27 protein-coding genes are annotated in these 24,068 nt (G+C 45.6%); all 27 read left to right on the top strand.

Translation table 11 applies throughout. The features are described 5' to 3' along the window. Positions 1-8 precede the first annotated feature (8 nt). The 27 genes from fliJ to ACESLK_RS11425 all read left to right on the top strand — a co-directional run bounded on the left by fliJ (position 9) and on the right by ACESLK_RS11425 (position 24,040). Positions 9-434: a flagellar export protein FliJ gene (fliJ, locus tag ACESLK_RS11555; protein ID WP_373229593.1), complete on the top strand. Its 426-nt coding sequence runs from the start codon at positions 9-11 to the stop codon at positions 432-434. Beyond that, a complete protein-coding gene (locus ACESLK_RS11550; protein WP_373229592.1) occupies positions 394-1,389 on the top strand; it encodes a MotE family protein in 996 nt (331 codons plus the stop codon). The genes fliJ and ACESLK_RS11550 overlap by 41 nt, the downstream gene beginning before the upstream one ends. 37 nt (positions 1,390-1,426) lie before the next feature. After that, positions 1,427-2,836 (top strand): flagellar hook-length control protein FliK, encoded by a 1,410-nt coding sequence (locus ACESLK_RS11545; RefSeq protein ID WP_373229590.1) that lies wholly within the window; start codon positions 1,427-1,429, stop codon positions 2,834-2,836. Positions 2,837-2,860: 24 nt separating this feature from the next. Then, positions 2,861-3,328, top strand: a complete 468-nt coding sequence (gene flgD / locus ACESLK_RS11540) for a flagellar hook assembly protein FlgD (protein WP_373229589.1) — start codon at positions 2,861-2,863, stop codon at positions 3,326-3,328. Further along, on the top strand, positions 3,321-3,707 hold the full coding sequence (locus ACESLK_RS11535) for a TIGR02530 family flagellar biosynthesis protein (protein WP_373229588.1): 387 nt from the start codon (positions 3,321-3,323) through the stop codon (positions 3,705-3,707). Before flgD ends, ACESLK_RS11535 begins: the two co-directional genes overlap by 8 nt. Before the next feature lie 88 nt (positions 3,708-3,795). Continuing rightward, positions 3,796-4,614 (top strand): flagellar basal body rod protein FlgG, encoded by an 819-nt coding sequence (gene flgG / locus ACESLK_RS11530; protein ID WP_373229587.1) that lies wholly within the window; start codon positions 3,796-3,798, stop codon positions 4,612-4,614. 67 nt (positions 4,615-4,681) lie between these two features. Further along, positions 4,682-4,915, top strand: coding sequence for a flagellar FlbD family protein (locus tag ACESLK_RS11525; RefSeq protein WP_373229586.1), 234 nt, complete (start codon positions 4,682-4,684; stop codon positions 4,913-4,915). Then, complete coding sequence (locus ACESLK_RS11520) at positions 4,912-5,394, top strand: flagellar basal body-associated FliL family protein (RefSeq protein WP_373229585.1); 483 nt, start codon at positions 4,912-4,914, stop codon at positions 5,392-5,394. Before ACESLK_RS11525 ends, ACESLK_RS11520 begins: the two co-directional genes overlap by 4 nt. A gap of 94 nt (positions 5,395-5,488) precedes the next feature. Continuing rightward, a complete protein-coding gene (gene fliM, locus ACESLK_RS11515; RefSeq protein WP_373229584.1) occupies positions 5,489-6,490 on the top strand; it encodes a flagellar motor switch protein FliM in 1,002 nt (333 codons plus the stop codon). Continuing rightward, positions 6,480-7,706: a flagellar motor switch phosphatase FliY gene (fliY, locus tag ACESLK_RS11510; RefSeq protein WP_373229583.1), complete on the top strand. Its 1,227-nt coding sequence runs from the start codon at positions 6,480-6,482 to the stop codon at positions 7,704-7,706. The genes fliM and fliY overlap by 11 nt, the downstream gene beginning before the upstream one ends. Positions 7,707-7,727: 21 nt before the next feature. Continuing rightward, a complete protein-coding gene (locus ACESLK_RS11505; RefSeq protein WP_373229582.1) occupies positions 7,728-8,090 on the top strand; it encodes a response regulator in 363 nt (120 codons plus the stop codon). A gap of 20 nt (positions 8,091-8,110) precedes the next feature. Then, the gene (locus ACESLK_RS11500) at positions 8,111-8,647 is read left to right on the top strand and encodes a flagellar biosynthetic protein FliO (RefSeq protein WP_373229581.1); all 537 of its coding nucleotides are present in this window, start codon (positions 8,111-8,113) and stop codon (positions 8,645-8,647) included. Further along, a complete protein-coding gene (gene fliP, locus ACESLK_RS11495; RefSeq protein ID WP_373229580.1) occupies positions 8,644-9,390 on the top strand; it encodes a flagellar type III secretion system pore protein FliP in 747 nt (248 codons plus the stop codon). The genes ACESLK_RS11500 and fliP overlap by 4 nt, the downstream gene beginning before the upstream one ends. Before the next feature lie 33 nt (positions 9,391-9,423). Then, positions 9,424-9,693 carry a flagellar biosynthesis protein FliQ gene (gene fliQ, locus ACESLK_RS11490; protein WP_373229579.1) on the top strand — a complete coding sequence of 90 codons (270 nt, stop codon included), beginning with the start codon at positions 9,424-9,426 and terminating at the stop codon, positions 9,691-9,693. 6 nt (positions 9,694-9,699) lie between these two features. Next, a complete protein-coding gene (gene fliR / locus ACESLK_RS11485; RefSeq protein WP_373229578.1) occupies positions 9,700-10,485 on the top strand; it encodes a flagellar biosynthetic protein FliR in 786 nt (261 codons plus the stop codon). 32 nt (positions 10,486-10,517) lie between these two features. Next, positions 10,518-11,606 (top strand): flagellar biosynthesis protein FlhB, encoded by a 1,089-nt coding sequence (gene flhB, locus ACESLK_RS11480; protein WP_373229577.1) that lies wholly within the window; start codon positions 10,518-10,520, stop codon positions 11,604-11,606. A 220-nt stretch (positions 11,607-11,826) separates the two neighbouring features. Further along, the gene (flhA, locus tag ACESLK_RS11475) at positions 11,827-13,860 is read left to right on the top strand and encodes a flagellar biosynthesis protein FlhA (RefSeq protein ID WP_373229576.1); all 2,034 of its coding nucleotides are present in this window, start codon (positions 11,827-11,829) and stop codon (positions 13,858-13,860) included. Continuing rightward, entirely contained in the window at positions 13,857-15,287 is a 1,431-nt protein-coding gene (flhF, locus tag ACESLK_RS11470; RefSeq protein ID WP_373229575.1) for a flagellar biosynthesis GTPase FlhF, read from the top strand. The genes flhA and flhF overlap by 4 nt, the downstream gene beginning before the upstream one ends. Beyond that, complete coding sequence (locus ACESLK_RS11465; protein ID WP_373229574.1) at positions 15,280-16,146, top strand: MinD/ParA family protein; 867 nt, start codon at positions 15,280-15,282, stop codon at positions 16,144-16,146. The genes flhF and ACESLK_RS11465 overlap by 8 nt, the downstream gene beginning before the upstream one ends. Positions 16,147-16,210: 64 nt before the next feature. Next, entirely contained in the window at positions 16,211-17,659 is a 1,449-nt protein-coding gene (locus ACESLK_RS11460; protein ID WP_373229573.1) for a protein-glutamate methylesterase/protein-glutamine glutaminase, read from the top strand. Positions 17,660-17,705: 46 nt separating this feature from the next. Beyond that, a complete protein-coding gene (locus ACESLK_RS11455; protein ID WP_373229572.1) occupies positions 17,706-19,775 on the top strand; it encodes a chemotaxis protein CheW in 2,070 nt (689 codons plus the stop codon). Positions 19,776-19,805: 30 nt separating this feature from the next. Continuing rightward, positions 19,806-20,267, top strand: coding sequence for a chemotaxis protein CheW (locus ACESLK_RS11450; RefSeq protein ID WP_373229571.1), 462 nt, complete (start codon positions 19,806-19,808; stop codon positions 20,265-20,267). Positions 20,268-20,303: 36 nt separating this feature from the next. Beyond that, positions 20,304-20,888 (top strand): chemotaxis protein CheC, encoded by a 585-nt coding sequence (locus tag ACESLK_RS11445; RefSeq protein ID WP_373229632.1) that lies wholly within the window; start codon positions 20,304-20,306, stop codon positions 20,886-20,888. After that, complete coding sequence (locus ACESLK_RS11440) at positions 20,888-21,382, top strand: chemotaxis protein CheD (RefSeq protein WP_373229570.1); 495 nt, start codon at positions 20,888-20,890, stop codon at positions 21,380-21,382. Before ACESLK_RS11445 ends, ACESLK_RS11440 begins: the two co-directional genes overlap by 1 nt. A gap of 1 nt (position 21,383) precedes the next feature. Beyond that, positions 21,384-21,797: a hypothetical protein gene (locus ACESLK_RS11435; protein ID WP_373229568.1), complete on the top strand. Its 414-nt coding sequence runs from the start codon at positions 21,384-21,386 to the stop codon at positions 21,795-21,797. Between the two features lie 16 nt (positions 21,798-21,813). Beyond that, on the top strand, positions 21,814-22,602 hold the full coding sequence (locus ACESLK_RS11430; protein WP_373229567.1) for a FliA/WhiG family RNA polymerase sigma factor: 789 nt from the start codon (positions 21,814-21,816) through the stop codon (positions 22,600-22,602). A gap of 19 nt (positions 22,603-22,621) precedes the next feature. Continuing rightward, positions 22,622-24,040, top strand: coding sequence for a flagellar assembly protein A (locus ACESLK_RS11425; protein WP_373229566.1), 1,419 nt, complete (start codon positions 22,622-22,624; stop codon positions 24,038-24,040). Positions 24,041-24,068 lie beyond the last annotated feature (28 nt).

The following is a 24,068-nucleotide window of genomic DNA, read 5'->3' as shown; positions in this document are numbered from 1 at the left end:
GATATCCTTTGCAGAAAATCGTTGATCTAAAGGGCAGTCAGAAATCGATGGCGGAATGGGAATATGCGGCATCGCTCGGCAAGCTGAGAAGGGAAGAAGAACGCTTAGAGGCTTTGTTTCAGGAGCGTAAGGGAGTGGAGCGGGAATTACAGGAAACCTCCATGCGACCGACACCGCTTACGCGATTGGTCACTTTACAGCAATACATAGACATACTTGAAGAGCGGATTCAATCACAGAATGAAGGTGTCCGTTCCGCTGAAATCCAAGTGAAAAAATGCCAAGGGATGTTAACCGATAAAATGGTTGATGAGAAGGTTTGGCTTAATGCCAGGGACCGTGCTCTTGAGCGTTTTAGAAACGAGAGATTAGCTAAGGAACAAAACGAGCTAGATGAAATCGCGATTGTTCGGGCTGCTGCTTCTCGCAGATAAGAATAGAAGCCAGAAAGTATCGCAGGAGAAGGGAGTGAGAATCGTGGCGAGCGCAAATGTAGAAAAGAGCAGTTACAGCGGCTTCGAACGATTTCTCTTTTTTGTAACCCCGATCTTGTTCACGGCTGTGCTGCTAGGGGTGTTATTACTGATGTTTAATTCAGAATGGCGTAACGCAGCACTCGAAATTGGGAACAAGATTCCAGTCGTTAATTCCTTGATTCCAGATCCTGCGTCTCAGGTGGAGACGAGTGGAAATACGGATGAAGAATTGACGGTAAATAACGCCAAAGCCAAAGTAGAAGAGCTGAATGCTCTGCTTATGGATCGGGAGACGTTGTTAAAACAAGCAATGGATCAAACGACTGGGCAAAAGCAGCAGCTCGAGCAGCTGCAAATTCAGATCGATGAGTTAACTAAAGCGAACTCGGAGAAGACCATAACGGGTGAGGAATATAAATCGCGGATCTCCGCCTTGGCTAACATGTACGGCAAGATGACTCCTAATAAAGCAGCACCTATATTAGAGAATATGACCTTGGATGAGTCCGCGCTCATTCTAGGAGCAATGTCAGCTGCGGAACGCGGTAAAGTATTGGAGCGAATGACACCTTTGAGAGCGGCTGACGTGACGATGAAGCTTAAGGATGCGGAAACAGTTGATAATCGGGAAATCGCTGCACTTCAATCGCGAGTTAAGGAGCTCGAGCTCAAGGTGGGAGCAGAATCAGATACCTTGGACACAGCAGAGCTTAACCAAACGTTCTCGTCCATGCAAGCTGCTAAAGCGGCTAATCTCTTACTTCAAATGGCCGTAACGAATCAGAGCAAGGTTCTACGTATTCTTGGAGTATTGGATGATGCCGCCCGGTCCGATATCTTATCTTCGATGTCGGATCAAGATAAGAAAACAACTGCTATGCTGGTCGGTAAGATCATTCCACTTAATCCCTAAATGCAGAACTAAACCTATTTGAAGGGAGGTGAGAAAAATGAATATGTCCATTTCAACAACACCGGTATCATCTGGATCTGCTTCAGCAGCTACATCCGGATCAGGCAGCGCTTCTGGTGCAGGTTTCGCAGGTGCTCTTGTTCAGGCAATTGGAGGAGGCAGCAATTCTACTACAGCCGTCGGGGGTTTATCTTTGCCGGTTGGTTTAGCAGGTATATTGGGTCAGGTGGATCCACTTTCTTCAGAAGACCAATCCCAAGATCTGCTTGAATTGATTGCTAAGCTGATAGAGCAATTAGAACAACTAGAACAAGGTGACGGCATTCAGAAGGAAGCTGAGGACCAGTTATCCGCTCTGTTAACTGCAATCCAAGGTCTTGTACAGCAACTTGGACAAAGTCAACCTGATTTAACCGGCTACCCAATGAATGCATCGAATGTTTCACTGTTAAGCCAATTGACAGAGACTTCGAATTCGAAGCCAGTCTTGCAAGCGCTGCGTGAAACATTGCAGCAGCTTTCTACGCTACTTGCCAAAGGGAAGGGCGGCGTTCATGCTGCGGCAGCTTTTGCAGGCCAACTAAAGGCTTTGCTTGATACATTGGAGCCATTAAAAGCGTCTGTGCCTGCTTCAGGACAAGCCGTTACAGATCAGGCGGATAAAGCTGCTTCCGGATCCAAAGCTGCACCAGATAACGGAGTTGCCGTTTCTAAAGAAGCTTTGAATCAAGCTGCGGCAGTTGTCCAAGATATTCGGCGTCCCGTTCAAGTGCTTCGTGATCCGATTTGGCGATTTAATATAGATGCCAATATGGTGAACACAGCCTCAGACGGTCAGACTGCCGTTGTTCCTGCAGCCATTGCATCAGAGGAGTCGAACGACTCGAACTCTCATACAGCTTGGACTTTGTTACGCAACGATGCATCGGCTGCTGCAGAATCAACGCTTGGCAAGCTTGCATTGCCTGCGCAAGTGCCGGTTCAACAATTTGCTCAACAGATTGAGAAGTTCCTAATTAAGCAGTTTTTACTGACACAAGGCAACGGAACGACGGAAGCTAAGCTAACGTTAAATCCGGAGCATCTAGGACAAGTCGACATTCGCATTATTATGCAGAACGGTCAGATAACGGCGCAATTCATGACCGATAATCCAATGGCTCGCGATCTGCTGGATAATCAGATGTCACAGCTGCGATTGGCTTTGCATGGTCAAGGCTTGCAGGTAGATCGCTTGGAGGTTGTCCAGCAATCTTCAGCTTCATCGAATGCATCTTTCCTGCATCAAGATCATCGTCATCCGAACTCAAGAAATAATGGGAACGGCTCTAACGGGCAGGGTAAGAACGGATTATACGAGGATCCCGCTCTATTCGCAGCGGAGCTTGAGAGAAACTCTACGCTTCGAGAATTCGGGTACGGAAGCTCACTCAATGTCACAGCGTAAGACCGGTTAAAGGAGGTGAATTCTGTGGCTGACGTTACTGCAGGAACAACAAATATTTGGCCAAACTACTCCACGAAAAACGTGCAGACTGCGGCCAGAAAACCAGTGAAAGAGCTGGGTAAAGATCAATTTCTTCAAATCTTAGTCACGCAATTGCGTAACCAAGATCCCATGCAGCCCATGCAGGATAAAGAGTTTATTTCGCAAATGGCTCAGTTCTCCTCTCTAGAGCAAATGATGAACATGTCCAAGGAGATGACCTCGTTAAGACAATCGGCGGGTATGGTAGCTGCATTGATTGGCAAGGAAGTTTCATGGATGGAAACGACGGATGCCGGAGTTATTAATCATTCTGGAATCGTGAACTCCATTCTTTGGCGAGACGGTGTTCAATTCGTGAAGGTAGAGAACTTAGAAGTGCCAATTGATGAAATTCTTTCGATCGCAGAGCCTTCTGAAGACAATGAGGAAGAGGTGGTCGGGGGTGAATGATCGGATGCTCGTTGGTCATTTAACGACGGGACGTACGGCACCCATTCAAGGCAATCGTCACCTTAATCGGTCAGGGCAACAAATCGCGGATAACGTTTCGTTCCGTGAAGTGCTCGATAAACAACAGCTTAAGTTCAGTCATCATGCAGAGCAACGTTTACAGCAGAGAGGTATCGAATTGTTGCCCGATCAGCTTGAACGTATTGCCAATGCGGTAGACCAGGCGGCTGCCAAAGGTGCCAAGGATTCTTTGGTATTATTCCGGGACATCGCTATGATCGTAAATGTGCCGAACCGAACGGTTGTTACCGCCATGGATGGTAACTCGATGAAAGAACACATTTTCACGCAAATTGATAGTGCCGTCGTCGTTAGTTAGGAAGTTTGGGCTGGTCCTGCCAAGGAAGCCCAGGTCGCCGACCGATTGAAGCGATCAAAGTAAAACCATATTGGGAGGTAGGAAATTCATGTTGCGTTCAATGTACTCCGGTGTTTCGGGTATGAGAGGTTTCCAAACAAAGCTTGACGTTATCGGAAATAACATCGCTAACGTTAATACGGTAGGCTTCAAAACAGGCCGCGTTATGTTCAAGGATATTTTAAGCCAGTCCATGTCAGGTATTACAGCACCGGTTGAAGGAACAACAGGCGGAGTTAATGCCAAGCAAGTCGGACTAGGCGTATCAATAGCTTCAATTGATACGATCCACACGCCAGGCAGTGCCATGACCACTAATGACGTTAAGGATCTTCGCATTGATGGTGACGGATTCTTCGTTGTAAGCCCTGTCGACGGTGGACCTCAGTACTTAACCCGCGCAGGAAACTTCACCTTTGATTCGAATCGCCAGTTGGTTAACGCCGATGGGATGTTCGTTCTTTCATCTGATGGAGGACCTATTCAATTGGGTGAGGAAGTTACAGCTTTCTCCATTGCACAAGACGGAACGATAATCTCTATTGATCAGACTGGCCTTGCTACTCCTACGGATTTCATAATCGGTGTTGCGAAGGTTGTTAATCCAGGCGGCTTAGAGAAGGTTGGCGGAAGCTTGTATCGTATGACGCCAAATGCAAATCCTGAGGGCGAATTGACCATAGGCGTTGCAGCAGATGTGGAAACTGGAACAGGTGCTATCATATCTGGACAGTTAGAAATGTCTAACGTTGATTTGACGAACGAGTTTACGGAAATGATCGTTGCACAGCGTGGATTCCAAGCAAACTCAAGAATTATCTCCACATCAGACGAAATTCTGCAAGAAGTTGTAAACCTTAAACGATAGTAGGTAATTGATCTTCTGCCATGGGAGGGCTTAGCCCTCCCCCTGGCAGCTCGTGGGGGTCCCAATAATGATTGTTGTCACTCGCTTGAATGGAAGCAGGTTCCATGTCAACGCCTTGTTAATCGAAACGGTAGAAGAAATGCCGGACACCTTAATTACACTTACAACGGGAAAGAAATTCATTGTTGTCGAAAGTTCTTCGGATGTAATCCGGGCTATCCGGAATTACTTACGCAGTATCGGCGTGTTAGCAGCTGTTACCAGCCCAGCAGACACTCAATCGGGGGGAGCTACGTCATGAAAAAACTGTTGCCTTGGCTCGTTTCGCTATTATTGGCGATTACGTTGATTGTCATTGTCACCTTTTACTTCTGGAATACATTGTTTGGGAGCGATAAGTCCAAAGATCCCGAACAAGCGGCGAAGGAAAGCGTTGAGAATGTGCAACCCGAGCCGATATCTGCGGATGAATTAGTAAAAGTTACGTCCGAATTAATTGATATCAGAACCAATCTGGCTGACACGGATTATGTTGTTCAGCTCAGCTTGTCATTCCAATTGGACAGTGAAAAAGCCAAAGAGGAATTCGACAAACTCAAGGAAAATCAGGTAAAACCATTAATAAACCGAGCATTATGGGTTCTAAACCCTGATGATATGACTGGAACCAAAGGCAAGGACCAACTAACCGCTGGACTTATAAATATTATTAATTCGGTGCTGTCAGAGGGCAAATTGACTAAGGTTGGAATCAAAGAATTTATAATGACGCCTATTTAATTTAGCCGAGTATGGACTATGTTTAATCCCAGTACAATTTGACCGCCAGTCAGAAACGTTCGTTTCACTTGGGTCTAAGAAAGGAGTGATAAGTATGGTAGATGTCCTTTCGCAGAATGAGATTGATGCGCTTTTAGCAGCGCTCTCGTCGGGAGAAATGGATGCGGAAGAGCTGAAAAAAGAGGATACGCAGAAAAAAGTGCGTGCTTACGATTTCAAACGGGCAATGCGTTTCTCCAAAGATCATCTTCGCAGCTTGACCCGTATTCACGAGAATTTCGCGCGGTTTTTGACAACGTATTTCTCAGCCCAGCTACGAACGTTTGTCCAGATCAATGTTGTTCAGGTGGAACAGCTGCCGTATGACGAGTTTATTCGTTCCATCCCTAAAATGACGATATTAAACATCTTTGAAGCGGAGCCGCTAGAAGGACGAATGGTTCTAGAGGTTCATCCTAACGTTGCTTTCGCAATGCTCGACAGACTGCTAGGCGGCGGGGGAACTGCGCCGAATAAGATTGGCAGCTTAACTGAAATTGAAAACATCATTATGGAGAAAATTTTCAGCCGAGCGCTTGAGAGCCTGCAAGAAGCTTGGCGAACTATCATTGATTTGCAACCAAGGCTTGAAGCATTGGAAACGAATCCGCAATTCATGCAGATTGTATCCCCGAACGAAACAATTGCTCTTATTTCGTTAAGCACTAAAATCGGGGATACAACAGGAATGATCAACTTATGTATTCCGCACATAGTCATCGAGCCTATCATGCCAAGGTTATCCGTACATCACTGGTTCGTTTCGCAGAAGAAAACAAGAGCCCCTGAAGAACAACTGATGCTCGAGCAAAGGGTTAATAAAGCGAAGCTGCCGATTATTGCCGAGTTGGGTTCTTCCCGAATTTCCGTACAGGAGTTTCTGAATCTTTCGATTGGAGATGTCATTGCTCTACATAAGCCAACGGACGAGGGTTTGGAAGTTAAGGTTGGCGACAAGGTGAAATTTATAGCAAGCCCGGGCACGGTGCGTGACAAGATGGCGATTCAAATTCATGAAATCATCAGTGAAGGAGTAGATGAGATCCATGACGAGTAAAGATTATTTGTCACAAGAAGAGATCGATGCACTGCTTCGTCAATCATCTGGAGAGCAAGATGAAACTCCGGTGACCTCAGGTAGCGCAGATAGTATGTCAATCGATGACTATTTGTCACCTTTAGAGCAAGATGCACTAGGTGAGATTGGAAACATAACGTTTGGAAGTGCAGCTACTGCGCTTTCCACCCTGTTAGGGAAAAAGGTTGATATTACCACTCCTACTGTATCGATTATTGCTCGTGAGTATTTCGAACAGGAGTTTCCAAAGCCTCATGTTGCCGTTCATGTGAGTTACGTTCAAGGATTTGAAGGGATTAATTCTCTAGTAATCAAGTCACACGATGCTCAAGTCATTGCAGATTTGATGCTTGGGGGAGAAGGCAACATAACTTCAGTAGAGCTTAACGAGATTCATATCAGCGCGGTCCAAGAAGCGATGAACCAAATGATGGGTTCATCCGCAACCTCTATGTCCACCATATTCAATCGGATGGTTAACATATCACCGCCTGGTATTGATATTATGGATATTAGCGAAGATTCTGGAACGAGTAATCTACCGCAGGAGAGCGTGTTTGTCAAAATCTCTTTCCGATTAAAGATAGGGGATTTGATCGATTCATCGATCATGCAGCTATTGGCTGTTCCTTTTGCCAGAGAATTGGTGCATTCTTTAATGGGGAGCGTATCTGAAGACACAACTCCGCAGCAGCTGCAACCAGCTGCGACACCTGTTCAACAGGTATATGCGGCTCCGCAGCAGCCTGCCGCCTCAATTCCTCAAGCGCCGCCGGTTTATCATGCACCGCCACCGATGGCAGCTAATCCGCCGATGTATGCTGAACCTAGCCCTTCATATCCGCAGACTATCGGGGCATCGGCTAACCGGAATGTTAATGTGAATCCGGTCCAATTTGCAAACCTGCAAAGTGGAGGATTTGCACACGGTGATGAAACAAATCTTAATCTGTTGCTGGATATTCCACTGAAGGTAACGGTTGAACTTGGCCGGACGCAGAAACAGATCAAGGATATTTTGGAACTGTCCCAAGGCTCTATCATTGAGCTGGACAAGCTGGCCGGCGAACCTGTCGACATCTTAGTAAACAACAAATTGATCGCCAAAGGCGAGGTCGTTGTCATTGATGAGAATTTTGGTGTGCGTGTTACCGACATCGTTAGTCAATGGGATCGAGTCCAAAAAATCCAATAAGTTTATCGGGAGGCAATTTTAATGGCAAACCGCATTCTCATAGTAGACGACGCAGCATTCATGCGCATGATGATCCGTGATATTTTAACAAAGAATGGTTATGAGGTTGTAGGAGAAGCACAAGATGGTGCACAAGCAATCGAGAAATACAAAGAGCTGCATCCTGATTTGATAACAATGGACATCACAATGCCGGAAATGGACGGCATCACTGCATTAAAAGAAATCCGCAAGCTCGATACTAACGCAAAAGTTATCATGTGTTCGGCTATGGGTCAGCAAGCAATGGTAATCGATGCTATTCAAGCGGGTGCAAAAGACTTTATCGTTAAACCTTTCCAGGCAGACCGCGTAATCGAAGCTATTAAGAAAACACTGGGTTAAGTCAGGAGCGTTGAAGATTCATGCGCACTTATGGGCTCACCCAAGAGATGCCGGGGTCGGCATCCGCATGGGATTTGATCTGGGTTTTGTTCGTTCTCGGTATTATCGTCGGCCTGATCGTTCTGTTATTACGATTTTTTGCAAAGCGAAATCGAGGGTGGTGGATGAATCGCTCTCTTCGTTCACTAGGAGGATATTCTCTCGGAACGAATAAATCCATGCAAATCGTAGAATGGAACGGTCGTATTTATGTGCTCGGTATCGGAGAAAATGTGACCTTGCTTGAGTCAATTACAGAACCGGAAATGGTCGCCGCACTACTTGCGGAGCATGACTCCAACACGGTAAGCGCTGGGCCTTCAATGCCTGAATGGCTGCGCAAATGGACTCAGCGTAATCATCCGCATGACGAGGACCTCATCTTCAAAGAGAAGAATAACCAGACAAGCTTCGAACATACGTTGGAAAACCGACTTCGCCAGCTATCTGAAAGAAGACAGCGGGTGGAGCAAATGCTAGAGGAAAACCGTTCCGAAGATCGGACAGACAAGCTATGAGAAAAAAACTGATTTATAGTGTTATAACGCTTCAAGCTCTGCTGCTTGGATTTCAGGCATCTGCTTACGCAGAACCCATTATCGGTGTCACCCTTGGTGATGGGTCGGAGCCAATAGGAGCTTCCGCTTTATCGATGCTCCTTCTAATCACTGTTCTAAGCTTAGCGCCTGCGATTCTAGTACTCATGACAAGCTTTACGAGAATCGTAATTGTACTTGGATTTGTCAGGACGTCACTTGGAACTCAGTCAATGCCGCCTAACCAGGTATTAATTGGTCTTGCATTATTCATGACAATGTTTGTTATGGCTCCGACTTTCTCGCAGTTGAACGAAGCAGCATTAAAGCCCTATCTCGCTGGAGAGATCTCCCAAACGGAAGCTTTGCAGAAGGCTTCTGTTCCCATGAAGGATTTCATGTATAAGCATACCCGGGAGAAGGACCTTCTATTGTTCATGAACTATACACAAACCGAAAAACCGGCGACCTATCAAGATATACCGATTACAGTACTCGTTCCAGCGTATGCCATTAGTGAATTGAAAACGGCTTTTCAGATGGGCTTTATGATCTTCGTTCCTTTTCTAGTTATTGATATGGTCGTAGCCAGTACATTAATGGCGATGGGGATGATGATGCTTCCACCTGTTATGATTTCACTCCCGTTCAAGATTTTGCTTTTTGTGCTCGTCGACGGATGGTATCTAGTCGTTAAGTCACTGTTGACCAGCTTTAGTACTTGAACTACTGAGAAATTGTAAGGTAGGAGGGGACACATGAGCTCCGAATTTGTCATTGGCCTAGCCGGCCAAGCGTTGTACACCGTGCTTAAGGTTAGTGCTCCTATGCTTGGAATTGGATTGATTGTCGGTCTGCTAGTCAGTGTCTTTCAAGCGACAACCCAAATCCAGGAGCAGACACTTGCCTTTGTACCAAAAATTATCGCCGTTTTCTTAGCTATACTGATCTTCGGTCCATGGATACTTAATATCATGGTCGATTTCACCAGTAAATTACTTGGAAATTTGGCGAATTATATTGGATGATGCCAGATGGATATAATCACTCAGGCATTTCCTGCCTTTTTGCTCGTCCTTTGTCGAATTAGCGCATTTTTTATTGTAGCACCAATCTTTTCAACGCGAACTTTCCCAAAATCCATGAAGATTGGACTTTCTTTTTTCGTTTCCCTAATCGTTTTTATGACGATTGGATTTGATACCAATGTAACGGCGGACGCGACCTATATTTTAGCCATCATACGCGAAATATTTGCCGGTCTTCTAATCGGATATGTAGCCTACATTTTTTTCGCAATCGTTCAGACTGCCGGTGGACTGATGGATTTGCAGATGGGTCTTGCAATGGCTAACATCATTGATCCTATAACTGGTGTTACGGCTCCGATGATGGGTAATCTGAAGTTCATGCTAATGTCACTTGTATTTCTATCACTGAATGGTCATCATTACTTGCTCGCGGCCATTATGGATAGTTACGAATGGTTGCCTCTGGATAATAAGCTGTTTGAAATTTATTACGGAGGAAATGTTACGGAATTTCTAACAAGAACATTCGCAGATACGTTTTTACTGGCTTTACAAATCTCAGCGCCGATTGTTGTTACCATGTTTTTGACAGATGTCGGCTTAGCGTTACTCGCTAGAACTGCTCCCCAATATAACGTGTTTGTAATTGGTATTCCGGTCAAAATTTTGGTCGGCTTAGCGATGCTTGTTCTTTTATTGCCGGGATTCAGTGCATTGTTTCAAATGTTATTCGATCACATGTTCGAAGCGATAGAGAAGCTGTTTGTCGTCTTTCGATCATCGTCATAATCATACTTTAATAAATTAGCGGAGGTGCTGGCATGTCCCGTTATCGCCTTAGGATGAATTTGCAATTGTTCGCAGGCGAGAAGACGGAAAGTGCGACACCGAAGAAAAGAAGTGATAGTCGAAAAAAAGGCCAGGTTGCCAAAAGCGCGGAAATACCGGGCTCGCTTATCTTGTTGGGGTGTATTTGCTGCTTAATCATGCTAGGCCCGTTTATGCAGGAACAGATTCTGGCTATGTTTGGCGACACTTTGCTTCACCGGCTTAACATGAACGTTACGGAGCAGAACGTGGTGGCTTTGTTCAGTAACTACTCCATACAAATGTTAATCTTTCTTGCACCTATATTTATATTTGTAATGATAATAGCATTCGGAGCGAATTATGTTCAGATCGGCTGGCTCTTCACACTCGAACCTCTTAGTCCGAAGTTAAGCAAGCTGAACCCGCTGACTGGAGCAAAAGGGATATTCGGTGTTCGGTCAATCGTGGAGTTTCTTAAAAGCTCTGCTAAATTAACTGCAATTGGAATTGTGGTTTATTTGGTACTTTGGTCAGAAAAGGATCGGTTTCTAGCATTAGCTCACATGCCTGTCGAGGGTATCTTCGCTTTTGTTGCAGATTTGACCATCCGTCTTGGACTATTTGTCGCTGTGCTTTTATTCATCCTCGCAATTCCTGATTATATATATCAGAAATATGAATACGAGAAGAAATTGAGGATGAGTAAGCAGGATATTAAAGACGAGCATAAAAATTCGGAAGGCGACCCCTTGATCAAAGGGAAAATCAAGGAGCGTCAGCGCCGTATGGCGCTCATGAGAATGATGCAGGAAGTACCGAATGCGGATGTCATCATAACGAACCCGACACACTTTGCAGTTGCGCTTAAGTACGACGGAACGAAGATGGATGCTCCGACAATCGTTGCTAAGGGGCAAGATTATTTAGCCCTTCGGATCCGGGAAATCGCTAAACAAAACGACGTCATGATTATGGAAAATAAGCCGCTGGCCCGTGCGCTATATGAGAAGACGGAAGTGGGCGATAGCGTACCCGCCGATCTCTTCCAAGCAGTAGCGGAAGTCCTGGCATACGTATACCGGCTCAAAGGCCGGAGGTAAAACTAAAGAAACGAGCTTGTTATGAGCTGTACGTCGAGCGCGGAGAAGGAGGAAAAAGGTCGTCACGGAAAGTTTACGTCCGCCTTTAAATCCGAGTTGTATCCAATAAATCAATTAATAAACAACTTGGATTTACCAGCGGTGTAGTGACGACCTCTTTTCCGGATTCGCAGCAATAATCGACGTATAGGAAATGAAATGCGAGCGGAGGGAATGGGCCATGAAAATTCGGGACTTAAGCATACTCATCGGCGTCATCGGAATTGTCCTGATGATGGTCGTTCCAATTCCCGCAACACTATTGGATATTTTGCTAATCCTGAATATCTCAATTGCGATCATGATCTTATTGATCGCGATGAATACTCAGGATGCGCTGCACTTTTCCATTTTTCCAACGGTATTGCTAATTACGACGGTATTCCGATTAGCACTTAACATCTCTACGACTCGTTTAATATTATCGAAAGCGGAAGCAGGGCATGTCGTTGACACCTTCGGCAGATTCGTAGCCGGAGGCGTACTAGCGGTAGGGTTCGTTGTCTTCCTTATTCTGGTCGTGGTTCAGTTTATCGTAATCACCAAAGGTTCTGAACGGGTTGCTGAGGTAGGTGCACGTTTTACGCTCGATGCGATGCCTGGTAAACAGATGAGTATCGATGCGGATCTCAATGCAGGAATGATTAATGAGCAACAAGCAAAGGAACGGCGCGAGAAAATTGAAAAGGAAGCGGACTTCTACGGTGCGATGGATGGTGCAAGTAAATTCGTTAAAGGAGATGCAGTCGCTTCCATCATTATCGTCCTAATCAACTTGATTGCAGGTTTCATAGTTGGTATGGCCTATCACGGCTTAAGCGCTATGGAATCTCTTGAGACCTATTCCATTCTTACGATCGGAGATGGACTCGTTAGTCAGATTCCGGCTCTACTCATCAGCGTTGCTGCCGGTATTGTCATTACAAGGGCTGCATCGGAAGGCAATATGGCCGATGATTTAGCGAAACAAATGCTTCGATATCCAAAACTGCTTTATATTGTAGCTGGAACAATCGCTCTTCTTGGATTAGCGACACCAATTCCGTTGCTAACAACGATTCCTTATGCGGTCGTTCTCGCTATTGCAGGTAACCGTCTGCAGAAGAACTTAAATCGGAAGATGCAAGAAGAAGAATTACTTGTGGAAGAGAAGCAAATCGAAGAGGTTCGCAGCCCGGAAAGCGTCATTAGCTTGCTGCAGGTCGATCCGATTGAATTCGAGTTTGGTTACGGTCTTATTCCTCTGGCGGATACCCAACAAGGCGGCGATTTACTCGATAGAATTATTATGATTAGACGTCAATGCGCCTTGGAAATGGGTCTAATAGTCCCTGTTATCCGAATTCGCGACAATATTCAACTAAAACCGAACGAATATGTTATCAAAATGAAAGGAAATATGGTGGCTCGTGGCGAATTATTGTTACATCACTATTTAGCTATGAGTCCTGGCTTCGATGATGATTCCGTCACGGGAATCGAAACACAAGAGCCTGCTTTCGGTTTACCCGCATTATGGATTGATGAAGCAACGAAGGAACGTGCGGAAATGGCCGGCTATACGGTTGTAGATCCACCATCCGTCGTGGCAACTCATCTGACTGAGGTTATCAAGAAATATGCGCATGAGCTTATTGGCCGTCAAGAGACGAAGGCTTTGGTTGAGAGCGTTAAAGAATCCTATTCCGCTCTTGTGGATGAGCTTATCCCATCCATTCTAAGCATCGGAGATGTCCAGAAGGTATTATCCAAATTGCTTAAAGAGAAAATCTCCATCAGGGATTTGGTCACCATCTTCGAGACATTGGCGGACTACGGTAAATTCACGAAGGATCCAGAAGTTCTCACGGAATATGTACGCCAAAGCTTATCCAGACAAATAACGCAGCAATATGCGAACGCCACAGAGCCTCTCAAGGTGATTACGGTTAGTCCGGCGGTTGAGAAGAAGATAGCTGAAGCCGTACAGCAATCCGATCAAGGAAGTTATTTAGCCATGGACCCTGCTTCTTCGCAAGCTATTTACCAACGTCTGACGGAACAAGTGAATAGATTGGTTCAATCGGGGCAGCAGCCCATCATTTTAACGTCCCCATCGATTCGAATGTACTTGCGCCAATTGCTTGAAAGAAGCCTGCAAGATATACCAGTCATTTCTTATAGTGAATTAGAGCCAAGTATTGAAGTGCAAAGTGTCGGGGTGGTGAACGCATGAAGGTTAAACGATATATAGTCGATGATTTGCCCGAAGCAGTAAAAATGATAAGAAGCGAGCTAGGCTCTGACGCAGTCATTCTGAATACGAAGGATATCCGCATCGGCGGATTTCTTGGTATGTTCAGCAAGAAGCGTGTAGAAGTTATTGCTGCTATTGACGAAACCTCTAAGAAAGCTCCAGCAAGAGCACCAACACCTGCAGCACGACCTTCAGAGAGAAGACAAGCCGCATCGTTAGAGGAACTTACAGTTCCTTCAGCCTTACTACCCTCAAATACCGTGCGTGAACGCTATTCCCAAGCTCCTTTCTCGGATAGCGGCAGAAATCCGACAGCTCCGCCAACCGACATGCAACGCTTGCAAACGCAAGTGAGTTCCGTTCAAATGAATGCCTTTCAAGGCAGCATAGAACAAGCTGAAGTGATACAGGAAATGGACATGTCTGCTCAACGCCAACATTCACTTCAGCAAAGGTCTGACACTCAAGCTGCGACACTAGCCGCAGCCGTTCAAACTTTAGAAGCAAGAGAGAGTAAGCAAGCGAAGGATGAGACGTCCGCTTTATTGCAGGAACTGCGTTCGATGAAAGAAATGATGACGAAAATGGCAAAGCAGCAAACTTATCGAACAATGCCGGAATCCGTCATGAAATGGAGCAAACGTCTAGCAGAGCAGGGGGTTGACCCGACTTACGTAGAGCAGTTTGCAGAAAAGGTCAATCAACTGTTAGAAGAGCTTGGTGAAGAAGAGCGGCAGTCTTCCTATGACATTGCTCGCAGTGTACTCTTAGACTGGTTGAAGGATGCTCGTGGAACGGGTATTAACACGAGCACACGAATCGTTCATTTCGTCGGACCGACTGGAGTCGGCAAGACAACAACCATTGCCAAACTCGCTGCTGAGCAATCATTTAATCATAAACGGAGTGTTGGTTTTATAACAGCAGATACTTATCGGATTGCTGCAGTAGATCAATTGCGTACGTACGCAGATATCTTGAATGTGCCTCTTGAGGTTGTATTTTCGCCAAGCGAGTTAACCCGTGCTTACAAAAAGTTTAGTAATCACGATTTATTATTCATGGATACAGCAGGCAGAAATTACCGTAATGAGCTGTTTGTATCAGAGGTTAACAGCTTGCTCTCTCCAGGTGAACAGACGGAGACGATTCTTGTTCTGAGCATGACGCATAAGTATAACGATATGAAGCTTGTAGCTTCTCAATTCGTCAAGTACGGAGTCAATCAACTTTTGCTGACCAAATTCGACGAGACGGACTCCTTCGGTGCCATTATCAATTTGGCTAAGGAGTTTAACTTCCGAATATCCTATATTACTTTTGGACAGGCGGTACCGGATGACATTAGACCTTTCGATCCGGAAGATTTAATAAGACGTTTGCTGGGGGATCCTGCCGATGAATGATCAAGCGGAAGCTCTCCGGCATTTGGTTCATTCCAAGGATGCTCAGGCAGCACGTGCAACGCGGATCATAACCATTACTAGCGGTAAAGGCGGTGTAGGCAAATCCAATTTCAGCCTCAATTTCGCGATGTCACTGCAAAAGCGGGGATACAGCGTACTGGTGTTTGATGCAGATATCAGCTTCGCGAATATCGATGTTCTGCTGGGAACACCGGCCCAATACAATCTCATCCACTTGCTTAAAGGTGAGAAAACGATCTGGGAAATTATCCAGAAGGGTCCGGGAGGATTACAATTTATTGCAGGCGGCTCGGGGTTTCAAGATTTGGTACGGCTAAGTGAGCAGGAGCTCGAATATTTCGCCGAACAGATTGGAAAGCTGCACGGCCATGTAGACTTTATTCTCTTTGATACCGGTGCAGGCTTATCCAAAGAAACGGTAAGGTTCATCACAGCAGCCGAAGAGACAATTGTTGTCACTACACCAGAACCGACCTCGATTACAGACGCATATGCCTTAATTAAGATGTTGAAGTCAATGGGGCATCAGATCTCCTTCCAGCTAGTTGTAAATCGCGTTTCTGACGAAAGAGAAGGAAAGCAAACTGCTGATAACATCCGTCAGGTAGCGAATAAATATTTAGGGCTTGAGATACCTGTACTGGGATTTATTCCAGACGACTCTAACGTATCTAAAGCCGTGAAACGTCAAACACCCTTATCGATAGCATTTCCAGATAGTGTTGCGACACGGGGAATTGACCGCATTGCATCCCGATTCTTGTTAGAGGAAAGGGAAAACTCCTCCTCACGGGGCTTATCCAACTTCTTGCAACGAGTGAAAAAACTTTGGAGCTAATCCAATTCTCGTTCGATGATTGATATAACTCAGCCATCTAGATCAACTGGGGAGGACGGCCCAAATGTCGGAATTTAACGTGTTAATAGTAGATGATTCGCCATTCATGCGCAAAGTCTTCAGTGATTTTATTGATGCGGATGCTGCTTTCAAAGTGCTTGCAACCGCTTCTAATGGAATGGAAGCCGTAGATTTGGCGTTAAAGCTTAAGCCAGACATCATCACGATGGATCTAGAAATGCCGCAAATGAATGGGCTAGAGGCTTTGCAACGTATCATGGCGATTCATCCGGTCCCGGTTATCATGCTGTCTGCAGTTACGGACAATGGCACGAGAAATACAATCAAAGCGCTGCACTATGGTGCCTTCGATTTTATCCGCAAACCGGACGGTGCGGTTAAGCTTGATATTCAACAAGTCGGATTGCAATTACTTGAAAAGTTACATATTGCCGTGGAGATGATGAAAAGCGGTAACTTCAGGATGCTGCCAGCCGTTGAAGAGAAAGTTGAATCAACTGCTATGCCTGGTGCTATTGTTCTAAAGCCGGCTGAGCCACTGAAGGAGGAGAACAAGAATCCTCTGATATCTGCCGATCCGATTTCACAGAAGGTAATGATAAAAGCTGACTTACCAACGGTTGATCCTCCCCAATTGAAAGGTGTGGATCTGACGGCAAAGAAGGAAACGAATACGATTAATCTAAACCCACCGTTAGCCCCTTTACCAACCAGTTATAGCGGGATAACGAAGCCTAAATTACCTGAATTACGGCAAGCTCCTGAAACCGCTCGCAATCAGGAAATAAAGAACGTTTCTGAAATAGAGAAGAAGCTTCCTGCGAACCGGTTAACTAAAGCTATTATTCCTTCAGATAAGCCGGCATCAGCGACGATTAAAGCTAAGATTAATTATGCATCAACCACATTTACTCATTTGGTAGCGATTGGCACCTCTACGGGTGGTCCGCGGGCGCTGCATGAAGTACTTACTGGCCTCCCGGCAGATTTTCCAGCACCGGTACTCATTGTCCAGCATATGCCGCCTAAATTTACTCACTCCCTGGCTCAACGACTGGATAGCTTTTGCAGCATCCATGTTCGAGAGGCAGTTGACGGAGAGCCGCTTGAAACCGCCACGGCCTATATTGCTCCTGGTGGTAAGCATATGTCTCTAGGCAACGATGGGAAAGGCAATTTACGGATTAAATTGTCGGAGGAAGGGCCTAGGGGCGGGCATATGCCTTCAGTGGATGTGTTGTTTGAATCCTTAATCGGCCACCAGCAATTAAAAAGGCATATCGTGCTGATGACCGGAATGGGGAGCGATGGAGCTAGGGGTATGAAGGCGCTCCAATCGGACGGTGCATTAACAACGATCGCGGAAGCCGAGCAAACGTGTGTCGTATATGGAATGCCGCGTTCCGCTGTTGAGCTTGGAGCTGTGTCCCATCTGTTACCTCTTCAAGGAATCGCATCAACGCTTATACATAAAGTGAAGCACCGCAATTGATGAAACTGCTCGCTGAAAGCTCAGCCAACCAGGAGGTGTCCTGCCCGTGGAAATGAATCAATACTTGTCCATGTTTATTGAAGAATCAAACGATCACTTACAAGCATTAAACGAGAATATGCTTAAGCTGGAGCAACAACCGGAGGACATTAATATCGTTCAGGTTATATTCCGCTCTGCTCATACGCTCAAAGGAATGTCTGCGACAATGGGATTCGAGGATCTCGCCGCATTAACGCATGAAATGGAAAATGTGCTTGATCTAGTCCGCAACAACAAATTAACGATGAACGGTAATATTTTCGACACGCTCTTTAAATGCTTGGACTCGCTTGAGGAAATGGTACAGGACGTTATTAACGGCGGTACAGGCAAAGGAGAGGTCACAGAGCTAGTTGAGCGACTAAAAGCGATCGTAAAGGGTGATGATGGCAGCAAAAAAGCTGCTAAAGCAGCGGGTCAAGGTCAAGACATCCCTTCCTCCTTGGTACTGGATCAATATCAGCTGTCCGTTCTGGGTCAATCCTTAGATAGCGGCAACAAAATATATTATATCAATGTTAAGGTTCGGGAGGATTGCTTACTTAAAGCCGCTCGTGCATATATGGTATTCGATGTTCTGGAACGAAACGGAGAAGTCGTTAAATCATTTCCTTCCGTACAGGAAATCGAGCAAGAACAATTCGAACATAGCTTCTCCGTCTATTATATTTCCCAAGTGGATGAAGCTATTCTGATTGATAGCATTTCCCGTGTTTCCGAAATCGAATCTGTTCACTTAACAGCGGTTGATCGCAACTCTTTAGACGAATTGGGAAGCGTGAAATTAGCAACCACCCCAACCAAGGAAGCAACACAGGAAACAGCAGCCGCTTCTTCTGCTGCAGACATATCTCCAGCTTCACCAAAGATGGATGCAAGTGCTCCCCGTACTGCTCCTGCAGCCTCCACAGGAAATGCAGCCCCGCGTACCATTCGGGTTGATATTGAACGTCTAGATTCGCTGATGAATTTATTCAGTGAATTGCTAATCGATCGCGTTCGACTGGAGCAACTCGCTTCAGAGGTGCGTCGTAACGATTTGACAGAAACAGTTGAGCATATGGCACGTGTTAGTACTGATCTGCAGAGTATTGTTCTGAAGCTTAGGATGGTGCCTGTAGAGAGTGTCTTTAACCGTTTCCCAAGAATGGTTCGTGATTTAGCGAAATCTCTGGATAAGAAGATTGATCTGGTCATCACTGGAGCGGAGACAGAATTGGATCGTACGGTCATAGATGAAATCGGAGATCCTCTTGTCCATTTGATCCGAAATGCTGTAGATCACGGAATCGAGCCTTTTGTCGAACGAATTAAGCTGGGCAAACCGGAAATAGGGACGGTTCACTTGCGAGCGTTTCACAGTGGAAATCATGTCTTCATCGAAATCGAAGAGGATGGAAAAGGAATCAATCGTCCGAGAGTCCTCGAGACAGCGATTAAGCGCGGGGTAGTAACTGCAGAAGAAGCAAAGAACTTATCAGATGATGAAGTGAATATGCTGATTTTCGCAGCAGGCTTTAGTACAGCGGATAAGGTGTCGGATATTTCGGGGAGGGGCGTAGGCCTTGATGTCGTAAAATCCAAGATTACCTCACTCGGCGGGCACGTCTCCGTTCATTCCACGTTGGGTACAGGGACAAAATTTTCTATACAGCTGCCGCTTACGCTTTCTATCATTTCTGCGATGCTGATCAAGTTAGGTTCAGAGAAATACGCGTTCCCGCTTTCCTCTATTGTTGAGACGGGCTCAGTTAAGCAAACAGACATTCGCACCATGCACGGAAATCGGATGATCGATTATCGTCAATCTATCATTCCTGTCGTTTCATTAGCGAGCTTGACAGACTCTCCAGATTATCGCGATGACGGGGAAACAGAAACCGAAATGCTTGTTATTCGCAAAGGGGACAAGCTCGCTGCTGTCTTAGTTGATGAGTTTATTGGACAAAGTGAAATCGTTCTTAAGCCGCTAGGCAAATATTTGAGCGGCAACTTGGGTATTGTTTCTGGGGCTACCATACTCGGAGACGGACAAGTGGCATTGATCGTCGATCCAAACACGCTTATTAAATAATATACCGGACTCTTAAGGAGGTTGTATTCCATGGCAGAGGAATTGAAAGTGATTGTCTTCACGCTTGCGCATGAAGAGTATGGTATAGAGGTGGACAGAATTCGTACAATTGAGCGGATGTGTCCAATTACCCGAGTACCAAAAACACCGGATTTCGTTAAAGGTGTCATTAACCTAAGAGGAATCGTTATTCCCGTTATCGATTTGCGAGGCAGATTCGGTCTTCCGGAAACAGATCTCACTGATAATTCCCGGATAGTTATCGTTGCTGCCAATGATTTAGAGGTAGGCTTTATCGTTGATTCTGCTAATGACGTTATGGATGTCATGAGTGACGCCATCGAGAACCCTCCTGAGGTACTTGGCGGAATTAAAGCGAAATATTTGAGCGGTGTAGCTAAGATTGGCGATAATCGCCTTCTTATCTTGCTTAATCTGGTCGAAGTTCTAAACCGCAACGAAATCATTCAGCTAGAACAGTTTGGAGAATAATCAGTGAGCCTCTTTAAGAATGACCCTGAATTTAAGATGGATGTCCTTCGGGAAGTCGGCAACATTGGTGCAGGAAATGCAGCAACTGCGTTATCTACCTTGCTAAATAAGCCAGTAGATATGGCAGTACCTACGGTCAGCTTCATTCCCTTTGAACAAATTGCAGATCAGGTTGGCGGATCTGAAGCTGTCGTTATTGCTATCTTCCTAAGAGTTGATGGCGATGCTCCCGGCAACATGTTCTTTATCATCACACGGGAACAAGCAAGGCGTTTATTACAAGGATTACTTGGGTTCGATGCTGCCGGGAACGATGACTATAACGAGTTGGAATTGTCCGCTCTTAGTGAAATCGGTAATATTCTAGCTGGTTCCTATTTGTCTTCCCTCGCTGACTTTACAGGACTTCATATGTCACCTACTGTTCCTTCACTGGCTGTAGATATGGCAGGAGCAATTCTAAGTTATGGACTACTTCAATTCGGCACGATGGGCGATGATGCCCTTCTAATCGATACGACTTTTCTTGAAGGTAATGATGAGGCAGAAGGTCACTTCTTCCTTATTCCGGATCCAGAGTCGTTCGATAAGCTTTTCCGTGCGTTGGGAGTGCCGATCTAATGGCTGAGGGCACCCTCATCAAGGTAGGGATGGCTGATTTGAATATCGCCGAAGGCGGTGCGGTGCTCAAAACAACGGGCTTGGGTTCATGCGTGGGGTTGACCTTGTTTGATCCTGTGCTTCGTCTCGGTGGAATGGCACACATTATGCTGCCTTCCTCCGAAATTGCTCGTGAAGGGCAATTGAATATTGCCAAATATGCAGATACAGCTGTCCCGGAGCTCCTGCAAAGAATGAAAGACAAAGGTGCGGTTAAGGAACGCGTAATCGCAAAAATGGCAGGCGGCGCTCAGATGTTTGCTTTTATGGGGGGATCGGATACGATGCGTATTGGTCCTCGTAATGTAGAAGCCGCAAAACTAGCATTAGAATATTTCTCGATCCCACTTCTTTCCGAAGATACCGGGGGTAATTACGGGAGAACGGTAGAATTGGACAGCTTAACCGGAATATTCAGCATTCGTAGTGTGCAGTTTGGATTAAAGGAGATATAAGATGATTGGTTCCTGGCGCTTAAATGTCGGATTCGGCGCGTTCGGCGCATTATTAACCTTCTTGTTTTCTCTATCGAATAATCCTATTGGAACGACTCTGCTTCGGAGTATCTATGCGTTTCTTGTGTTTGTTTCTCTTGCATTTGCAGTAAGGTTTGTATTGGGACAGTTAGTAGTTCCTGGAGGTCCCGCGCATGAAGATTTAATCCCAGAAGAAGAGCGCGGTGCAGTACTCGATTTAACGACCCCGGATGAAGAAGATTCTTTATCTGAAATGATGAAGGAACAATGGGCGGGTGGGAAAGCGAAGCACGTTAAAGGCTTTCAGCCCCTGCAGCCCAAACGATTGGTATCAATCGACAATCCCGATCCGGAGGAAGTAGTTCAGGCGATTCGTCGTTTGACGGACGATTAAGGATGGTGAAGCAACTATGGTCGATCAAATACGTTCCCGGTTATCCCATCAGGACTTATGGCAACGTTGGAAAGAGGACGAGGATCCGGATGCACGAAAGCTTCTGATCGAGCGATATTTACCACTTGTGGATTATGTATCCAGTCGAATGGCTGTTGGCTTACCGAAAAATGTAACAAAGGACGATTTAGCGAGCAATGGCGCTATGGGCTTAATCGATGCTATTGAGAAGTTTGATTACCTCAGAGGGCTGCAATTTGAAACCTATGCCTCTTGGAGAATCCGCGGGGCTATTATTGATGGTCTTCGGCAGGGAGACTGGGTTCCTCGATCAGTACGTGATAAAGCGAAAAAAATGGAGGACGCATACGCCGTTCTGGAACAGAGAAATTTACGGTCTGCTTCAGATGACGAAATATGCGACTATTTGAATATTAGCGATAAAGAGTTTCAACAAATGCTTCAGGATGTTGCCCTATCCGCGGTTTTTTCTCTTGAGGATCCGCTCCGCGACGAGGAATCAGAGACAAGGCTTTCTTTGCTAGTTGATGATAAAGCGGTGAATCCGGAATCTAAGGTTCATGAGACCTTCTTGAAGGACTCCTTAGTGCTCGGGATTCAGAAATTAACGGAGAAGGAACGTACCGTTGTTTCCTTATTTTATTACGAAGACCTTTCTTTAAGCGAGATTGCTGAGGTTATGTCCTTGTCTCCATCACGTATTTCGCAGCTTCATTCAAAAGCGATTTTAAGGCTTAGAGGTGCTCTAGCCAAACAGAAGGATCAATTACTGCATTACCGATAAACAAGGGGGGGGAATAATTATGGCTGAAATTGAGAGTTTGTCATTAGCAGAAAGCTTACAGGTCACAATTTCTGAAGATAAGATGCAGGCATTCTTAATTTTCAGGCGTGTCGAAGGCAATTTTAAGCTTAATACTCGTGAACTGGAGCATTATCTGCACTCTCAAGGAATTAAATATGGTCTGCAAACTGACACTCTCTATTTAATTGCCCAAACACCCCAAGATTTTTTCTTCACACAAAACATTATTGCTTTAGGGACTGCTCCGCAGCATGGGAAAGATGGCTTTGTTAATGTCCTCTTCGGTGAGTCGGAGGAGCAAGATCGTCGTCCAGTGGTAAGAGAGGACGGCAGCGTAGACTATAAACAAGTTACTCAATTGGCTAATGTAAAATCGGGTCAACTCATTGCCGAGAGAGTGCCTCCAGAGCCTGGCAATCCAGGTAAAGCTGTCACTGGCGAAGACATCTTGCCAAGGGACGGGAAAGAAGCACATTTTAAGGTTGGGAAAAATGTCGTTGTTAACCCAGAGAAAACGGCCATGTATGCGGCGATAGATGGTTTGGTAACTAAAACCGACAAAGAAAAGCTAAACGTCTTTCCCGTCTATGAAGTAAACGGTGATGTGGATTATAAAATCGGCAACATCGATTTCGTTGGGACGGTTGTCATCCGCGGCAATATTCTCACGGGTTTTCGCGTTAAGGCCTCAGGAGATATTCGGGTAACAGGCGGGATCGAAGGCGCCGAGGTAGAGTCGGAAGGCTCGATCGAAATTTCCGGAGGCGTAATTGGAAGTAACAAAGGTTTTGTAAAAGCAGGACGGAATGTAAAATGCTCCTTCATTCAAGAAGGTAATGTTTATGCGAGCGAGGACATAATCGTAGCTCAAAGCATCATGCATTCTAATGTTCGAGCAGGGAAATCCGTCCAATGTGCAGGGGCTAAGGGTTTAATTGTTGGAGGTTTGATTCAAGCAGGAGAGCGCGTTACCGCGAGAATGATCGGAAACTCAATGTCAACCGCAACCGTCATTGAGGTCGGTGTTAACCCTGAGCTGCGCCATGAGTTTAATGACCTCAGAGCAACCATTCGTCAATTAGCTGAAAATATAGACAAATCCGACAAAGCACTCACCATGCTTGACCAGCTGGCTTCCGTCGGACAATTATCACCTGATAAGCTGGCTCTTCGAATCAAGTTTTCAGCAACCAAACGGCAAACGATTGAGGAACTGAAGACGGCTAAGGAGCGAGTGCTCGAAATCGAGAAAACGCTGGAAGATGCAACGCTGGCCCGTGTAGATGCAATTCATACCTTATGGGGCGGGACAAAGGTTGTAATTGGAAGGTATACGCGCTTCGTGAAGGATAGCTGTCAGAGAGTATCCCTCCGTTTCTCCGATGGGGATATTATTATGATTCCTTTTATCGGGTAGATGAGGTTAAGGGGTTATGATGTTCGTT

It is taken from the genome of Cohnella sp. (assembly GCF_041640265.1).
GTDB lineage: Bacteria > Bacillota > Bacilli > Paenibacillales > Paenibacillaceae > Cohnella.
This window is presented reverse-complemented; position numbering and strand designations above follow the sequence as displayed.

Excerpts from the sequence above, each read along its gene's own strand:
- ACESLK_RS11465 (WP_373229574.1), top strand. The coding sequence starts at position 15,280 with ATGAATGATCAAGCGGAAGCTCTCCGGCATTTGGTTCATTCCAAGGAT.
- fliP (WP_373229580.1), top strand. The coding sequence starts at position 8,644 with ATGAGAAAAAAACTGATTTATAGTGTTATAACGCTTCAAGCTCTGCTG.
- ACESLK_RS11500 (WP_373229581.1), top strand. The coding sequence starts at position 8,111 with ATGCGCACTTATGGGCTCACCCAAGAGATGCCGGGGTCGGCATCCGCA.
- ACESLK_RS11425 (WP_373229566.1), top strand. The coding sequence starts at position 22,622 with ATGGCTGAAATTGAGAGTTTGTCATTAGCAGAAAGCTTACAGGTCACA.
- fliR (WP_373229578.1), top strand. The coding sequence starts at position 9,700 with ATGGATATAATCACTCAGGCATTTCCTGCCTTTTTGCTCGTCCTTTGT.
- ACESLK_RS11550 (WP_373229592.1), top strand. The coding sequence starts at position 394 with ATGAAATCGCGATTGTTCGGGCTGCTGCTTCTCGCAGATAAGAATAGA.
- fliQ (WP_373229579.1), top strand. The coding sequence starts at position 9,424 with ATGAGCTCCGAATTTGTCATTGGCCTAGCCGGCCAAGCGTTGTACACC.
- ACESLK_RS11435 (WP_373229568.1), top strand. The coding sequence starts at position 21,384 with ATGATTGGTTCCTGGCGCTTAAATGTCGGATTCGGCGCGTTCGGCGCA.
- ACESLK_RS11545 (WP_373229590.1), top strand. The coding sequence starts at position 1,427 with ATGAATATGTCCATTTCAACAACACCGGTATCATCTGGATCTGCTTCA.
- ACESLK_RS11445 (WP_373229632.1), top strand. The coding sequence starts at position 20,304 with ATGGATGTCCTTCGGGAAGTCGGCAACATTGGTGCAGGAAATGCAGCA.
- flhA (WP_373229576.1), top strand. The coding sequence starts at position 11,827 with ATGAAAATTCGGGACTTAAGCATACTCATCGGCGTCATCGGAATTGTC.
- fliM (WP_373229584.1), top strand. The coding sequence starts at position 5,489 with ATGGTAGATGTCCTTTCGCAGAATGAGATTGATGCGCTTTTAGCAGCG.
- flgG (WP_373229587.1), top strand. The coding sequence starts at position 3,796 with ATGTTGCGTTCAATGTACTCCGGTGTTTCGGGTATGAGAGGTTTCCAA.
- ACESLK_RS11525 (WP_373229586.1), top strand. The coding sequence starts at position 4,682 with ATGATTGTTGTCACTCGCTTGAATGGAAGCAGGTTCCATGTCAACGCC.
- ACESLK_RS11505 (WP_373229582.1), top strand. The coding sequence starts at position 7,728 with ATGGCAAACCGCATTCTCATAGTAGACGACGCAGCATTCATGCGCATG.
- ACESLK_RS11440 (WP_373229570.1), top strand. The coding sequence starts at position 20,888 with ATGGCTGAGGGCACCCTCATCAAGGTAGGGATGGCTGATTTGAATATC.
- ACESLK_RS11460 (WP_373229573.1), top strand. The coding sequence starts at position 16,211 with ATGTCGGAATTTAACGTGTTAATAGTAGATGATTCGCCATTCATGCGC.
- flhF (WP_373229575.1), top strand. The coding sequence starts at position 13,857 with ATGAAGGTTAAACGATATATAGTCGATGATTTGCCCGAAGCAGTAAAA.
- fliY (WP_373229583.1), top strand. The coding sequence starts at position 6,480 with ATGACGAGTAAAGATTATTTGTCACAAGAAGAGATCGATGCACTGCTT.
- flhB (WP_373229577.1), top strand. The coding sequence starts at position 10,518 with ATGTCCCGTTATCGCCTTAGGATGAATTTGCAATTGTTCGCAGGCGAG.
- ACESLK_RS11430 (WP_373229567.1), top strand. The coding sequence starts at position 21,814 with ATGGTCGATCAAATACGTTCCCGGTTATCCCATCAGGACTTATGGCAA.
- ACESLK_RS11520 (WP_373229585.1), top strand. The coding sequence starts at position 4,912 with ATGAAAAAACTGTTGCCTTGGCTCGTTTCGCTATTATTGGCGATTACG.
- ACESLK_RS11450 (WP_373229571.1), top strand. The coding sequence starts at position 19,806 with ATGGCAGAGGAATTGAAAGTGATTGTCTTCACGCTTGCGCATGAAGAG.